Genomic DNA, 14,286 nt, shown 5'->3' on the forward strand with positions numbered 1-14,286 from the left:
CGGGACTCTGACAGCATCGGGCGTCGTGTGGGGGAATCACGAGACCGGTCGCCGGACCCTGCTCCGGGCGACGTTGCTGCTACCGCTGGCCGGGTGCACCGCCGCGCCGGCCGGGTCACCGTCGTCGGGGCCACCTGCGCCGGGGGCGTCGCCACCCCACTTCGCGCTGCTGGAGCGCCGCTTCGACGCCCGCCTCGGCGTCTACGCCCTGGACACCGGCTCCGGCCGCGAGATCGTCCACCGGGCCGACGAGCGGTTCGCGATGCTCTCGACGTTCAAGACGCTGGCCGCGGCCGCCGTGCTCGACCGCACCCCGCCCGAGCACCTCGACGACCTCGTCCGGTTCACCTCGGCCGACCTGCTGGAGTACGCACCGATCGCGGAGCAGCAGGTCGACACCGGCATGACGATCCGCGACCTGTGCGAGGCCGCGATCCGATACAGCGACAACACCGCGGCGAACCTGCTGCTCGCCGACCTGGGCGGGCCGCAGGAGGTCACCGCGTTCGCCCGGGAGCTCGGCGACACGGTGACCCGGCTGGACCGCACCGAGCCCGACCTCAACACGGCGGTCCCGGGCGACGAGCGCGACACCAGCAGCCCGCGGGCCATCGCGGGCCTCTACCGCGAGCTGGTGCTCGGGGAGCGGCTCGACCCGGCCGACCGCGAGCTGCTCACCGGGTGGCTGGTCGGCAACACCACGGGCGGGGAGGAGATCAGGGCCGGGCTGCCGGGCACCTGGCGGGTGGGGGACAAGACCGGCAGCGGCGCCTTCGGCACGGCGAACGACGTGGCGGTCGCCTGGCCGCCGGACCGTGCGCCGATCGTGCTGGCCACGATGTCGACGCGCCCCGCGCAGGACGCGGACGCCGACCCGGCTCTGCTCGCCGCGGCCGCCCGCGAGGTGGCGGCGGCGCTGGCCTGAGCGCGCCCCGCGCCCCGCGCCCCGCGCCCCGCGCCCCGCGCCCCGCGCGTCGCTCGGCTCGCGGGCGCGGGCCGGGCAGCAGTCCGCCCGCCGCGCGGGAGGTGCGGCGGGCGGAGCCGGGTTCCGGTGTGGAGGCGATGATGCGGGCGGGTCCTCAGGTGGAGCTGTGCAGGCGGACGACGCCGACCGTGACGTCCTCCAGCCCGCCGCGGTCGAAGTCGCGCCGCAGCTGGTCGGCCTTGATCGTGGCGGTCAGCCCGTCGAACGGCCCGTGGGCGTCGACCTCCCCCGTCTGGGGGTCGACGGCCAGCACGACGTAACCGTCGCACTGCGTGAGCTTTTCCGCCGCAGCGACCAGCGTCGCATCGTCGGAAGTCGTGTACTCCGGCACCGGATCACCTCCTAGTCATCTAGTACAGCGTCGGAGAGGTCCTCGGCGTGACAGAGTTCGGCGGGTACCACCCGTTCGGGTCAGGGTGAATATCGGAGTTGATCACTATCGGTGTCACATCGGGGACGGTGGGCGCATGAACCGGGCGACTCGGGTCGTCAACGTGACGTTGTCGGTACTCCTGGTGACGGTCACGGTCAGTGGGGTGCTCGCCTTCGCGGTGGGGACGCCGGTGGCGGCGGGGTGGATCGTCGGTGTCCACGGGGCGTCCGGACTGGGTCTGCTGCTGCTCGTCCCGGCGAAGGTCGCCGTCGCCCGACGGGGTCTGCGGCGCCCCGGCCGGTCGCGGAAGGTGATCAGCCTGGCCCTCGCCGGGCTGGCCGGGTCGGCGGTGGCCAGCGGGCTGCTGCACGCGTTCGCCGGGTGGGCGCCGGTGCTGGGGCTGCTGCCGATGCAGATCCACGTCGGCACCGCGGTCGCGACGGCGCTGCTGCTCGCGGTGCACGTCGGCGGGCACCACCGCCGCCGCGGGGGCGGGCGGCGACCGCTGCTGCGCCGCACGGATCTCGACCGGCGCCGGGCCCTGCTCGGGGTCGGCGTCGTCGCGGGGTCGGCGGCGCTGTGGTTCGCCGTCCCCGGGCGGGAGCGGCGCGCGACGGGCTCGCACGAGATCGCCGACGTGGCGCGCGTCCCCGTCACGCAGTGGCTGTTCGACGCGGTGCCGCGAACCGACCGTCGGGACCTGCGGGTGCGCACGCCGGGCGGCGCCGTCGACCTCGCCGCGCTGCCCCGGAGCAGCGTGCGCGCCGTGCTCGACTGCACCGGCGGGTGGTACACCGAGCAGGAGTGGCAGGGCGTGCCGGTGGCAGCGCTCGGGCTGCCTGCCGGGGCGTCGGTCGAGGTGGTGTCGCGGACCGGCTACCGCCGCCGCTTCCCGGCCCGGGACGCGGCGACGCTGCTGCTCGCCACCCACCTGGCCGGGCGTCGGCTCACGGCCGGGCACGGGGCGCCGGTCCGGCTCGTCGCGCCCGGCAGGCGCGGCTTCTGGTGGGTCAAGTGGGTGGTGGCCGTCGAGGTCGTGGACGAGCCGTGGTGGTGGCAGCCGCCGTTCCCCCTGCAGTGACGGTGCGATCCCGCCGGCTCAGTGGAGCCTGCGGTGCATGATGTGCAGGCCCACGTACCCGTGCTCGGGATGGGCGAAGCCCTCGGGCAGCGTGCCGATGACCGTGAAGCCCAGCGACCGCCACAGCGCGACGGCACGGGTGTTCGTCTCCACCACCGCGTTGAACTGCATGGCCCGGAACCCCCGGTCCCGGGCCCAGTCCAGGACGTGCTGGCCGAGGGCGCGGCCGACGCCGCGGCCGCCGTGGGAGGGGTCGACCAGGAAGCTCGCGCTCGCGATGTGCGACCCCGGCCCGCGGTGGTTGGGGTAGGCCTTGGCGCTGCCGAGCACGGGCCCGTCGGGATCGGTGGCGACGAACGTGGCACCCGGGGCGTCGAGCATCCACATCGCGCGGCACTGGTCCTCGGGAGCGTCGGGTGGCCAGGTGTAGGTCCGCCCCTCCGCCATGATCTCGCGGAAGAACGGCCGGATCGCGGTCCAGTCGTCGGGGGTGGCGTCGCGGATCAGCACGCGCGCGATCATGCCGTGCAGAGGGTCTCCATGTCAGGATCTCCTCCCATGCGCACCCTTCGCACCCCGGACGACCGGTTCGTCGACCTGCCCGCCTTCGATCTCGAACCGCACTACGCCGACGTGTCCGACGGCGACGGCGGCACCCTGCGGATGGCGTGGGTGCAGGACGGTCCGGCCGACGGACCCGTGGTGCTGCTGCTGCACGGCGAGCCGAGCTGGTCGTACCTGTACCGCACGATGATCCCGGTGCTGGCCGCGGCCGGGCTGCGGGTGGTGGCGCCCGACCTCGTCGGGTTCGGGCGTTCGGACAAGCCCGCCGAGCCCGGCGACCACACCTACGCCCGGCACGTCGAATGGACGCGGGCGCTCGCGTTCGACGTGCTGGACCTGCGCGGGGTCACCCTCGTCGGCCAGGACTGGGGTGGGCTGATCGGGCTGCGGCTGGTCGCCGAGCACGCCGACCGCTTCGCCGGGGTGGTGGCCGCCAACACCGGCCTGCCCACCGGCGACCACGACATGCCCGAGGTCTGGTGGCAGTTCCGGCGCGCGGTGGAGAAGGCCGACGTGCTCGACGTGGGGCGGCTGGTGCAGTCGGGCTGCCGCACACCGCTCACCCCGCAGGTGCGCGCCGCCTACGACGCACCCTTCCCCGACGAGTCGTACAAGGCCGGGCCGCGGGCGATGCCGCAGCTGGTCCCCACCCGCCCCGACGACCCGGCCACCGAGGCCAACCGCGCGGCCTGGCGCGCGCTGGGCCGGCGCGACGTGCCGTTCCTGTGCGCGTTCAGCGACGGCGACCCGATCACCGGGGCCATGGGGCCGATACTGGCGCGGACCATGCCCGGTGCCGCGGGCCGCGCCCACCCGACGATCACCGGCGCGGGTCACTTCCTGCAGGAGGACGCCGGCCCGGCGCTGGCGACGGTCGTGACCGAGTTCGTGGCGGGCATCCGATGACGGGACCTCCGATTGCAGCATGGCCACCTTCACGCAACGAGGTGGCGTGAAGGTGGCCATGCTGCAATGAGCGGGCCCGGAGGAGGGCCGTCACGGCGGTCGACGGACGGGGCCGGGTGGGGGTGTCGCGAGCTGGGGGCGGGGCCCCGGCTCGCCCCGCGGGGCAGCCGGTTCTCCTGGCTGAGCCCGGTGCCGCTGTGGGCCTCGCGCAACGACGTGCTCGCGAGGTGGCTGGGCGACCCCACCGACGGCCAGCGCCGCGAATGGCTGCACCGCCTCGACGCCTACGCCCGCGCCGCCGGGGTCGCCCCGCCGCCGCGCGACCGGGTCGTCACCCGCTTCGCCGACCGCGAGACCGCGTCGGTCGCCCTGCTCGGGGACCCCGGCGAGGGGGACGCGTCGCAGTACTGCGTGGTGCCGGTGCTCGAGAAGGTCGCGGGCGACACCGACCTCGCCGTCGTGTGCAGCGACGTGATCTACCCGGCGGGCGGCGTCGCGGCCTACGCCGACCGCTTCTACCGCCCCTACGCCGACTACCCCGGCCCGATCTACGCCCTGCCCGGCAACCACGACTGGTACGACGGGCTCACCGGCTTCATGACTGCCTTCTGCGACGCCCCGCCCGACGCCGGCGCGCCCGCCGCCCCGGGTGGCGGCTGGCGGGGTGCGCTGCGCCGGCTGCTGTGGCACCGCGCGCGGCGCGGCAGCGCGGAGCAGGTGGCCGACATGCGCTGGTACCGCGACGCGGAGTCCCAGCAGGCCGTCCAGCCCGGGCCGTACTGCGCCGTCGACGCCGGCCCCGTGCGGCTGGTGCTGATCGACACCGGTCTCGACGGGCACCTCGACGCCGAGCAGGGCGACTGGCTGCGGTCGGTGTCGGCGGGGGACCGGCCGAAGATCCTGCTCACCGGGAGGCCGATCTACACCTACGCCCGGCTCCGGCCCTCGCCGATCACCGGCGGCGGCGACGTCAACGAGATCGTCACCGACCCGCGCCACCACTACGTCGCGGTGATCGGCGGCGACGACCACAACTACCAGCGCTACCCGGTGCGGCTGCGCGACGGCCGCACGATCCAGTACGTCGTCGCCGGAGGATCGGGGGCCTACCTCTCGGCCACCCACCAGATCCCGAACGTCGACGCGCTCGCGCCCGCCGTCACCGAGGAGGGGTTCCGCTGCTACCCGCTGCGCGGGGACTCGCTCGCGCACTTCAGTCGCCACTACGACGCCCTGCTGGGGCTCGGCCGCGGGCGGCTGGTGCTCTCCCCGGACGAGGCCACGGCGCTGATGGCCGAGCGCGTCGGCAACGCGCCTCCCCGGGCCGGCTCGACCGTCGTGGACGCCAGGGCCCGCCGGGCCGCGGAGCGCGTGTACCCGCTCCCGGCGCGCGGCACCGCGGCGTCGCACAACCTGATGTCGCTGCTGTTCGACTCCGACTCCGCGCCGATGTTCAAGAGCTTCCTGCGCCTGGACGCCCGCCGCGACGAGATCGTGCTCTCCTGCTGGGCGGCCACCGGCTGCCGGGAGCACGAGCGGGAGCCGGTGCTGGAGGACCGCGCCCGCGCCGCCCGCGGCCCCGACGGCACCTGGTCCTGGCGCAGCGAGACCCCCGGCCGCCCGGTGCCGTGACCCACGGCCCGCCCCGGAACCTGCCGATCAAGGGCAGATGGTCGTCTGTGGATCTCCGCTCGCGACCATTTCGCCTTGATCGACCTAACCGGCGGGCTGAGGGCGGGGCAGGCGGCGGCTAGCCTCTGCCGCATGGACGTGCGTGTCGTCGACCACCCGCTGGCCCGGGCCCGCCTCACCACGATGCGCGACGCGCGCACCGACAACGCCGCGTTCCGGGCCGCCCTGCGCGACCTCACCCTGATGCTGATCTACGAGGCCACCCGCGACGCCCCGGTGGCCACCGCGCCGCTGCACACCCCGGTCGCCCGGACCACCGGGTTCCGCCTGGCCGACCCGCCGCTGCTGGTGCCCGTGCTGCGCGCCGGCCTGGGGATGGTCGACGCCGCGCAGGCGCTGATGCCCGAGGCGCAGATGGGCTTCGTCGGGCTGGCCCGCGACGAGCGCACCCACCAGCCCGTGCCCTACATGGAGTCGCTGCCCGAGTCGCTGGCCGGGCGCCCGGTGTTCGTGCTCGACCCGATGCTCGCCACGGGCGGGTCCATGGCGCACACGATCCGGTTGCTCACCGAGCGCGGAACCACCGACGTCACCGCGATCTGTGCGCTCGCCGCCCCGGAGGGGATCGCGCACCTGGAGGGCAGCGGGCTCCCGGTGCGCGTGGTCACCGCCAGCATCGACGAGCGGCTCAACGACTCCGCGTTCATCGTCCCGGGGCTCGGCGACGCGGGGGACCGCCAGTTCGGTGCGGTGCCGTAGCCGCGTATCACCGCGCTCGACGAGTGGGACCCCCGTCCGACAGGTACGTAGGGGAGTCCCACCCGTCCGACGTGGACCGGGCGTCCGTGCGGCGCCAGCCCTCCAGCGCCGCGCGCAGGGCATCCGCGCAGGGGCCGGGCCGGGCGTGGCCGCGCAGCTCCAGCGTCACCAGGCCGTGCACGAGACCCTGCACGGCGAGCGCGACGGTCGGGGGGTCGGCGTCGGTGCGCAACGCCCCGCACTCGACGGCGCGGTGGACGCCGTCGGTGAACGGTGTGAGCGCGGTGGGCGGGGTCTCCAGCACCAGGTGCGGGTCGTCGCGGGCGGCGGCGTGGTAGGCGTCGCCGAGCTGCACCAGGTGCTCCACCGGATCGGGACCGGGCTCGACGGCGGCCAGCCGCTCGCTCAACCGCGCCACCGCGTCGTCGAGCAGCTCCGCGAGCAGCGCGGGCTTGCCCCCGAACAGGGAGTAGACGGCGGTGGTCGAGGTGTCGCAGTCCTGGGCGAGCGTGCGCAGGCTCAGTGCCTCGGGACCGCCGCCCGACAGCAGCGCGCCGGCCCGCTCCAGCAACCGCTCGCGCAGCTCGTCGTCGTGCACCTTGGGCCGGGGCATGCGGCACAGTAGCGCCGGAGCCGATCAGTCGCAGGCTCCGAGCGTGGCCGCCACCGTGGCGCCCAGCTCGGTGCAGGCGTCCAGATCGTCACGGGTGGGCGCCCCGAGCACCTCGACGTGCGCGGCCACCTGCCGCCAGCCCAACCCGCCCGTGACCGCCTCCACCGAGCGCACCGCCCCCTCGACACCGAGGTTGCCGTGCACGTACAGACCGAACGGCAGGCCGCGCGTGTCGTCGGCGCAGACGTAGTAGACCGTGTCGAAGAAGTGCTTGAGCGCCCCGGACATGTAGCCGATGTTCGCGGGTGTGCCGAGCAGCACGCCGTCGGCGGCGAGCAGGTCGGACGCGGTGGCGGCGAGCGCGGCCCGGCGCACCACCTCCACCCCGGTGATCTCGGGGTCCGTCGCACCGCGCAGCGCGGCGTCGAGCAGGTCGGCCGTGGCGGGCGAGGGCGTGTGGTGGACGACGAGCAGCCGGCTCATGCCAGCAGCTCGCGTGCCTGCGCCCGCAGCGCGTCGAGCCGGGCCTGCGCCGCCGCCCGGGCCGCGGGCAGGTCGCCCGCGACCGGCTCGACGACCTCCAGGTACGCCTTGAGCTTCGGCTCCGTGCCCGACGGGCGGATCACCAGCCGCTCGCCGGGCCTGCGCAGCACCAGCACGTCCGGGGCGGGCCGCTGCGCGGACCAGCCGGGCGGTGGCGAGGCGCGCAGCCGCTCGACCACGGCGTCGCGGGCGTCCGGCTCCATCCGCAGCGACAACCCCTCGGTGCGGTGCACGCCGTGCGCGGTGGCGAGCTCGTCGAGCCGGTCGGGCACGCCCAGCCCCGCCGCCCGCAGCGTGGCGACCAGATCGCACGCGACGACGGCGGCGGCGATCCCGTCCTTGTCGCGCACGGTGTCCGGGTCGACGCAGTAGCCCAGCGCCTCCTCGTAGCCGTAGACCAGCCCGGGCCCGGCGCGCACGATCCACTTGAAGCCGGTGAGCGTCTCGGCGTAGCGGGCGCCGTGGGCGGCGGCCACCGCGCGCAGCATCGACGAGGAGACCACGGTGGTGGCGACGAGCGGATCGTCGTGGCCGCCGCAGCGCAGGAGGTGGTCGCCGAGCAGGACGCCCGTCTCGTCGCCGGACAGCATGCGCCACGCCCCCCGCGAGTCGGGGTCTCCGTGCGCCCGTGTCGGGGTCCGACTGCGATCGCGCACGCCGAGGGCGCACCGGTCCGCGTCCGGGTCGAGCGCGATCGCGAGGTCGGCGTCCACGGCGGCGGCCAGCGCGAGCAGCGCGTCGGTGGCGCCGGGTTCCTCCGGGTTGGGGAACGTGACGGTCGGGAAGTCGGGGTCCGGCTCGGCCTGCGAGGCGACGAGGTGCACGTCGGTGAATCCCGCGCGCCGCAGGGCCTCGACGGCCGTCGCGCCGCCGACGCCGTGCATCGCGGTGAGCGCGACCCGCAGGGTGCGGGCGGCGCCGCGGGGCAGCCGGGCGACCCGGTCCAGGTAGGACCCCACGAGGTCCACGGTGGACACCGCGGCCCGTACCGGAACGTCGGCCGCGGGCGGGGCCGCGGCGATCGCGGCCTCGATCTCCGCGTCCGCGGGCGGGGCCAACTGCGCGCCGTCGGCGAGGTAGACCTTGTAGCCGTTGTCGGCGGACGGGTTGTGCGACGCCGTGATCTGCACGCCCGCCACCGCGCCCAGCTCGCGCACGGCGAACGCCAGCACCGGCGTCGGGAGCGGGGCGGGCAGGGCGCGCACCGTGAAGCCGGCGCCGGCCAGCACGTGCGCGGCGGCGTCGGCGAACGCCGCGGAGCCGTGCCGGGCGTCACGGCCGACGACCACCACGCCGCGGGAGCCGTCGCGCGCCAGCCACGCCGCGAGCCCGGCCGTGGCCCGCCGGACCACCGCCACGTTCATCCCGGCCGGCCCGGCGCGCACCGGGCCGCGCAGACCGGCCGTCCCGAACCGCAGCATCCCGGCCATCCGGGCGGCGAGGTCGGCGTCGTCGCCCGCGGCGAGCACCTGCGACAGCTCCGCCCGGGTGGCCGGGTCGGGGTCCTCGGCGATCCAGCGCAGCGCCGCGTCCCGCGTGTTCACGACCGGGAGACCAGCTCGCGCAGCAACCCGCCCATCCGCCCCGCGGCGGCGGCCCCCGCCGCCAGCACCTCGTGATGGTCGAGCGGCTCGCCGGTGAGGCCCGCGGCCAGGTTCGTGACCAGCGACAACCCGAACACCTCGACGCCCGCGGCCCGCGCGGCGATCGCCTCCAGCACCGTCGACATCCCGACGAGGTCGGCCCCCATCCCCCGGAACATCCGGATCTCCGCGGGGGTCTCGAAGTGCGGCCCGGTCAGCCCGGCGTAGACGCCCTCGACGAGTGTCGGGTCGATCTCGCGGGCCAGCGCGCGCAGCCGCGGGGAGTAGAGATCGGTGAGATCGACGAACTGCGCTCCCCGCAGCGGCGATGTCGCCGTCATGTTGAGGTGGTCGGAGATCAGCACCGGCTCGCCGACGCTCATGCCGTCACGGATGCCACCCGCCGCGTTGGTCAGCACGACCGACGTGCAGCCCGCTGCGGCCGCGGTGCGCACGCCGTGCACGACCGCGTCGACCCCGTGCCCCTCGTAGAGGTGCGTGCGTCCGAGCAGTACCAGTACCCGACGCTCGCCCACGGGCACCGAGCGGACGGTGCCGCCGTGCCCGGCCACCGCCGGGGCGAGGAAGCCGGGCAGCTCGCCCATCGCGATCTCGTGCGTGGCCTCCCCGATCAGGTCGGCCGCCGGGCGCCACCCGGACCCGAGCACCACGGCCACGTCGTGCCGATCGATCCCGGTGGTGGCGGCCACTGCGGCGGCGGCCTGCGCGGCCGTATCGGGGGCCGCCGGGTCTCCTGGGTCGCTCATGGCCGGCAGCCTACGGGCGCGCCGGCGACCGTCCGGTCAGGGACCGGCGACCTCGAAACCGTCCACCAGCACGTCGAACAGGGCCGTCGTGGTGCCGTCGGGGCGGTCGCCCGGGACGGTGAGCCGTACCATCCAGACGCCGCCGTCGGCGGCCGGAACGATCTGCACCCAGCTGGCCCGCTGCTGCCCGTCGCGCTCGGTGCGGTAGCTCAGGCGGCCGTCCACCGGCTCGGTGCGGTCCAGCACGGCGACCCCGAGGCGGGCCTCGGTCAGCTCCGCGGTGGCCGCGTCCGCCGACTCCGCGGGCGCCACCGTGAGCTCCTCGGTGCCGTCCGGGCTGATGAACGCGACCGATCGCCTGCCGTCGGTGCCCTCGTGGGGGAACTCCGCCCAGCCGAGCGGGACGTCGACGTCGAAGCCCAGCTGGTCCCGGTGGCTCACCAGTTCCGCGTCCGCCGAGGTGACCGTGACCGTGCTCAGCGGCGACTGACCGCCGACCACGCGGGTGACGGCCCATCCCGCGGCCACGCCCACCAGCACCACCAGTGCGCCGGCGACGGTGAGCGCGACGGCGCGGCCGATCGAGGACGGCGCGCCGTCCGGCGGGGGCCGCCGGGCCGGGCGGGCCGGGGGCGGCGGCGCCGGCCGGGGCGCGGGCGGCCGCGCCGCGCCGGGCAGCGGACCCGGGTCGGCCGCCAGCGGCGTGGCACGCGGGACGGACGCCGAGTCCGCCGCCGCCGGCGGCACGGCCGGTTCGGGGACCTGTGCGGGGAACTGCGTGAGGAAGGACGCCACCGTCGGCGCGTCGGGCGAGCCGGGGTACATCGGGTCGTCCGGGTCGGAGATCAGCGGCCGCAGCCGCAGCCGCACCTCGTCGAGGGGCATCCGGCCGTCCGGGTCCTTCACCATCAGCGCCGCGATGACCTCGGCCACCGGGCCGCCACCGCGCGTCCGGGGCACCTCGCCGTCGACGACCTCGGTGATCGTCCGGACCGGGTCGCCGCCGACGTCGTAGGGCGGGCGGCCCTCCACGGCGGCGAACAGGGTGGCGCCCAGACCCCACAGGTCGGCGGCGGGGGTGACGGGCTGCCCGGCGGCGACCTCCGGTGCGATGTAGGCGGGCGAGCCGAGCACCAGGCCCGCGCTCGTCATCGGCGCGTCGGCGATGTTGCGGGCGATGCCGAAGTCGGTGAGCTTGACGCGCCCGTCGTCGGCGATCAGGACGTTGCCCGGCTTCACGTCACGGTGGGTGATGCCGGCGCGGTGCGCGGCCCGCAGCCCGCCCGCGGTGGCGTAGCCGACGACCGCGGCCTGCGCCACGTTGAGCGCGCCCTGGTCGGAGATCATCTCCGCGAGGTTGCGCGAGGGCACCAGCTCCAGCACGACGAGGGGCTCGCCGCCGGCGTCGACGACGTCGAACACGGTGATGATGTTGGGGTGCGACAGGCCTCCGACCGCGCGCGCCTCGCGCAGGATCCGCTCGCGCATGTCGAGCGCCTCCTGGTCGGGCACGCCGTGGGGCACCCGCAGCTCCTTCACCGCGACACGGCGGCGCAGCACCTCGTCGTAGGCCGCCCAGACCGTGCCCATGGCCCCGCTGCCGATCTTCCCGGACAGCAGGTAGCGGTCGCCGATGCGGCGCTGCGATGCATCACCCGGCGTCGTCACCTGCTCATTGAAGACGACGGGCGCCGGGGACGGCGTCGCGGGGGCACGCCGCATGGGCGGCACGGGCAGCGGGTAGAGGTGGGGACATGAGTCGCGACGACCACCCGGATGCTCGACGAGCGGACGTATCGTCCGCTCGTCGCGCGCCGGAAACACCGTTCGCCGTGGTCCCGGGGTCCGTCCGCAGCAGATCCGTGACCCCTCGGCGAGGGTTTGCGCGCGAGGCCGATTTGGGGTTGGTGCACCGCCGTCCGGGTGAGCACCATGTGCCGATGCACGACAGAGCGCAAGCCGATGTCGATGGAGGTGACCTGCGGTGACGCTGCTCGAATCGCACCCCGTCCTGCCGGTCGCCGCCGAGGTCGTCGATCTCGGTGCGGGTACCGGACCGGCCTGGCTCGACACCTGGCTGGAGGCACACTCCGACGACGTCGTCGGCTGGCGACGCACCCTGCACTCGGTACCCGAGCTCGGCCGGGCGGAGCACCGCACCACCGCACTGGTCGCGAGCCGTCTCCTCGCGGCGGGGCTCGAGCCGCGCACGCTCCCGGGTGGCACCGGTCTGGTCTGTGACATCGGTTACGGCGACCGCTGCGTCGCGCTGCGGGCCGACCTCGACGCGCTCCCGCTGCAGGAGGCCACCGGACTGCCGTTCGCGTCCACCGTCGACGGCGTCATGCACGCCTGCGGCCACGACGCGCACACCGCGGTCGTGCTGGGCGCCGGGCTCGCGCTCGCGTCGGCGCCGAACCTGCCCGGCCGCGTCCGGCTGATCTTCCAGCCGGCCGAGGAGGTGCAGCCCGGCGGCGCGCTGGACGTGGTCGCCGACGGCGCGATGGAGGGCGTACAGCGGATCTTCGCGCTGCACTGCGACCCGCGCCTGGAGGTCGGCAGGCTCGGCACGCGCGTCGGACCGATCACCTCGGCGTGCGACCTGCTGGAGGTCCGGCTGACCTCACCCGGCGGCCACACCGCACGCCCGCACCTCACGGCCGACCTCGTCGAGGCGCTGGGCCTGCTGATCACCCAGCTGCCGCTGCTGCTGGGCCGCCAGGTCGACCCCCGCTCGGGCACCGTGCTGGTGTGGGGGGCGGTGCAGGCGGGTGAGGCGGCCAACGCCATCCCACAGCACGGGCTGCTGCGCGGCACCCTGCGCACCGCCGACCACGCCACGTGGGGCGAGCTGGAGGACAAGATCCGCTCGCTGGTGGCCGCGGTGCTCGCGCCCACCGGCGTCGGCTACGTCCTGGAGCACATCCGCGGCGTGCCGCCCGTCGTCAACGACGAGGCGAGCAGCGGCATGCTCGCCGACGCGGCGGCCACGGTCCTCGGCCCGGCGGCGGCCGTCGGCACCGAGCAGTCCAGCGGCGGCGAGGACTTCGCCTGGTACCTGGAGCACGTCCCCGGCGCGATGGCCCGCCTCGGTGTGTGGTCGGGCCGCGGTGAGATGAAGGACATCCACCAGCCCACCTTCGACCTCGACGAGCGCGCCATCCCCGTCGGCGTTCGCGTCCTCACCCAGACCGCCCTGAACGCCCTCACCCCCTGACCAGGCCCCGCGAGTCGGGGTCTCCGTGCGCGCGAGTCGGGCCCTCGGTGCGCGCGAGTCGGGGCGTGCGTGCGCGCGAGTCGGGGTTTCCGGTCGCGCGAGTCGGGCCATGAGTACGCGGGAGTCGGGGTGGCCGAGCGGGTGCCGGTTATCCACATTGCCGGCGGGCTGTCCACAGATCTACCCGGCGAGGCCCGCCGCGCCGTTCGACGGTGCAGCGTGGCGGCATGGCCGAACCGAGTCCAGCTCGTCACGGTGCCGTCCGCCGGGCCGCCGCGATCGCGTCGATGGGTGCCTACCGCGTGCGGCTCGACCAGAGCTCCGGCCGGTGGGCCTCACCGTGGTCCGGTGTGCTGGTCGACACCGAGCGGGCCGCGGACCCGTTGACATTGTCGGCGGCCGCCGTCGAGCTGGGCGGCCCGGACGTCCTCCTGGCCGGACCCACGGCAGCGCATCTCCACGGTTGCTCCTCCGCCGAGCCGACGCCCGTGCACCTCATCGCGCCCTACGGACACTGGCTGCGCACCCGCCGCGGGCTCGTCGTGCACAACGGACACGTCCCGGACGGGGACCGGGCCGTGCGCCACGACCTGCCGGTGCTGAGCCTCGAGCGAACGATCACCGACCTGCTCTGCACCCAGCGGCCCGACCGTGCGCTCGCGGTCGTCGACGAGGCGCTGGCGATGATCGAACCGACGGGCCGGGAGCGGTTCAGGGCGACGATCGGAGGCCGGCTCGCCTCCCGGCGGGACCCGCGGGGGACGCGCCGGGGTGCGCAGCTTCTCGAACTGGCCACCGGTCGGGCGGAGTCACCCGCGGAGAGCTGGATGCTGTGCCGGATCGTCGACTCCGGCTACCCGGTACCGGAGGTGAACTGGTCGGTGGTGGGTCTGGACGGGCGCGAGGTGTACCGGGTCGACCTCGCCTGGCCGGCGCTGCGCATCGCCGTCGAGTACCACGGCTACGCCGCCCATGTCGGGCGCACGGAGGAGGACCAGGCGCGCGCCGAGGATCTGCGCCGACGAGGGTGGATCCTCGTCGAGGTCTGGGCCGAGGACCTCGCGCAGCCTGCTCGCTACGAGCGTGACCTCGACGCCGCGTTCGCCCGCCGCGGCGTCGACACCCGTCGTCGGCGGCCGCGCGCGCTTCGTGGGAGGTCCCACCGCGAGCGTCGGCGCGGCGCCAGACGCACCGCGTCGCGCCGCGCGCACGGAGAGCCCGACACGCGCGCCCGGAGAGCCCCACGCGCGCGCGCGGAGAGCC

At 75.5% G+C, this 14,286-nt stretch carries 14 protein-coding genes; 7 read left to right on the forward strand and 7 right to left on the reverse strand.

From position 1 onward, the window contains the following. The first annotated feature begins 25 nt into the window (after positions 1 to 25). Positions 26 to 925: a class A beta-lactamase gene (bla, locus tag Q1K26_RS22725; protein WP_300016708.1), complete on the forward strand. Its 900-nt coding sequence runs from the start codon at positions 26 to 28 to the stop codon at positions 923 to 925. Positions 926 to 1,079: 154 nt separating this feature from the next. On the opposite strand, the gene Q1K26_RS22730 is transcribed toward bla, so the two are convergent. Then, positions 1,080 to 1,316: a hypothetical protein gene (locus tag Q1K26_RS22730; RefSeq protein ID WP_300016711.1), complete on the reverse strand. Its 237-nt coding sequence runs from the start codon at positions 1,314 to 1,316 to the stop codon at positions 1,080 to 1,082. Between the two features lie 136 nt (positions 1,317 to 1,452). Here Q1K26_RS22730 and Q1K26_RS22735 point away from each other — a divergent pair, with 136 nt between their 5' ends. Continuing rightward, positions 1,453 to 2,439 (forward strand): molybdopterin-dependent oxidoreductase, encoded by a 987-nt coding sequence (locus tag Q1K26_RS22735; RefSeq protein WP_300016714.1) that lies wholly within the window; start codon positions 1,453 to 1,455, stop codon positions 2,437 to 2,439. 18 nt (positions 2,440 to 2,457) lie between these two features. Here Q1K26_RS22735 and Q1K26_RS22740 read toward each other — a convergent pair whose 3' ends face one another. Next, positions 2,458 to 2,961, reverse strand: coding sequence for a GNAT family N-acetyltransferase (locus Q1K26_RS22740; RefSeq protein WP_300016717.1), 504 nt, complete (start codon positions 2,959 to 2,961; stop codon positions 2,458 to 2,460). Between the two features lie 36 nt (positions 2,962 to 2,997). Between Q1K26_RS22740 and Q1K26_RS22745 the strand changes: the two genes are divergently transcribed. The 3 genes from Q1K26_RS22745 to upp all read left to right on the forward strand — a co-directional run bounded on the left by Q1K26_RS22745 (position 2,998) and on the right by upp (position 6,300). Then, on the forward strand, positions 2,998 to 3,909 hold the full coding sequence (locus Q1K26_RS22745) for a haloalkane dehalogenase (protein ID WP_300016720.1): 912 nt from the start codon (positions 2,998 to 3,000) through the stop codon (positions 3,907 to 3,909). Between the two features lie 66 nt (positions 3,910 to 3,975). Then, complete coding sequence (locus Q1K26_RS22750) at positions 3,976 to 5,541, forward strand: metallophosphoesterase (RefSeq protein WP_300016723.1); 1,566 nt, start codon at positions 3,976 to 3,978, stop codon at positions 5,539 to 5,541. Positions 5,542 to 5,673: 132 nt separating this feature from the next. Continuing rightward, on the forward strand, positions 5,674 to 6,300 hold the full coding sequence (upp, locus tag Q1K26_RS22755; protein ID WP_300016726.1) for a uracil phosphoribosyltransferase: 627 nt from the start codon (positions 5,674 to 5,676) through the stop codon (positions 6,298 to 6,300). A gap of 7 nt (positions 6,301 to 6,307) precedes the next feature. On the opposite strand, the gene Q1K26_RS22760 is transcribed toward upp, so the two are convergent. Genes Q1K26_RS22760 through Q1K26_RS22780 form a run of 5 tightly spaced genes read right to left on the reverse strand, consistent with a single transcriptional unit; the run spans position 6,308 to position 11,474 of the window. Next, positions 6,308 to 6,913, reverse strand: coding sequence for a TetR/AcrR family transcriptional regulator (locus Q1K26_RS22760; RefSeq protein WP_300016729.1), 606 nt, complete (start codon positions 6,911 to 6,913; stop codon positions 6,308 to 6,310). 24 nt (positions 6,914 to 6,937) lie between these two features. Further along, positions 6,938 to 7,396, reverse strand: a complete 459-nt coding sequence (locus tag Q1K26_RS22765; RefSeq protein WP_300016732.1) for a flavodoxin — start codon at positions 7,394 to 7,396, stop codon at positions 6,938 to 6,940. Next, positions 7,393 to 9,000: a phospho-sugar mutase gene (locus Q1K26_RS22770; protein ID WP_300016735.1), complete on the reverse strand. Its 1,608-nt coding sequence runs from the start codon at positions 8,998 to 9,000 to the stop codon at positions 7,393 to 7,395. Before Q1K26_RS22770 ends, Q1K26_RS22765 begins: the two co-directional genes overlap by 4 nt. Continuing rightward, positions 8,997 to 9,806: a purine-nucleoside phosphorylase gene (locus Q1K26_RS22775; protein WP_300016738.1), complete on the reverse strand. Its 810-nt coding sequence runs from the start codon at positions 9,804 to 9,806 to the stop codon at positions 8,997 to 8,999. The genes Q1K26_RS22770 and Q1K26_RS22775 overlap by 4 nt, the downstream gene beginning before the upstream one ends. A gap of 36 nt (positions 9,807 to 9,842) precedes the next feature. Beyond that, positions 9,843 to 11,474 (reverse strand): serine/threonine-protein kinase, encoded by a 1,632-nt coding sequence (locus Q1K26_RS22780; protein WP_300016741.1) that lies wholly within the window; start codon positions 11,472 to 11,474, stop codon positions 9,843 to 9,845. Between the two features lie 316 nt (positions 11,475 to 11,790). On the opposite strand from Q1K26_RS22780, the gene Q1K26_RS22785 reads away from it, so the two are divergent. Next, the gene (locus Q1K26_RS22785) at positions 11,791 to 13,023 is read left to right on the forward strand and encodes an amidohydrolase (protein ID WP_300016744.1); all 1,233 of its coding nucleotides are present in this window, start codon (positions 11,791 to 11,793) and stop codon (positions 13,021 to 13,023) included. 227 nt (positions 13,024 to 13,250) lie between these two features. Next, positions 13,251 to 14,286 (forward strand): hypothetical protein (locus tag Q1K26_RS22790; protein ID WP_300016747.1); only part of this gene is annotated, 1,036 nt, incomplete at its 3' end.

The organism is Pseudonocardia sp., assembly GCF_029263155.1.
In the GTDB taxonomy this organism is placed as follows: Bacteria; Actinomycetota; Actinomycetes; order Mycobacteriales; family Pseudonocardiaceae; genus Pseudonocardia.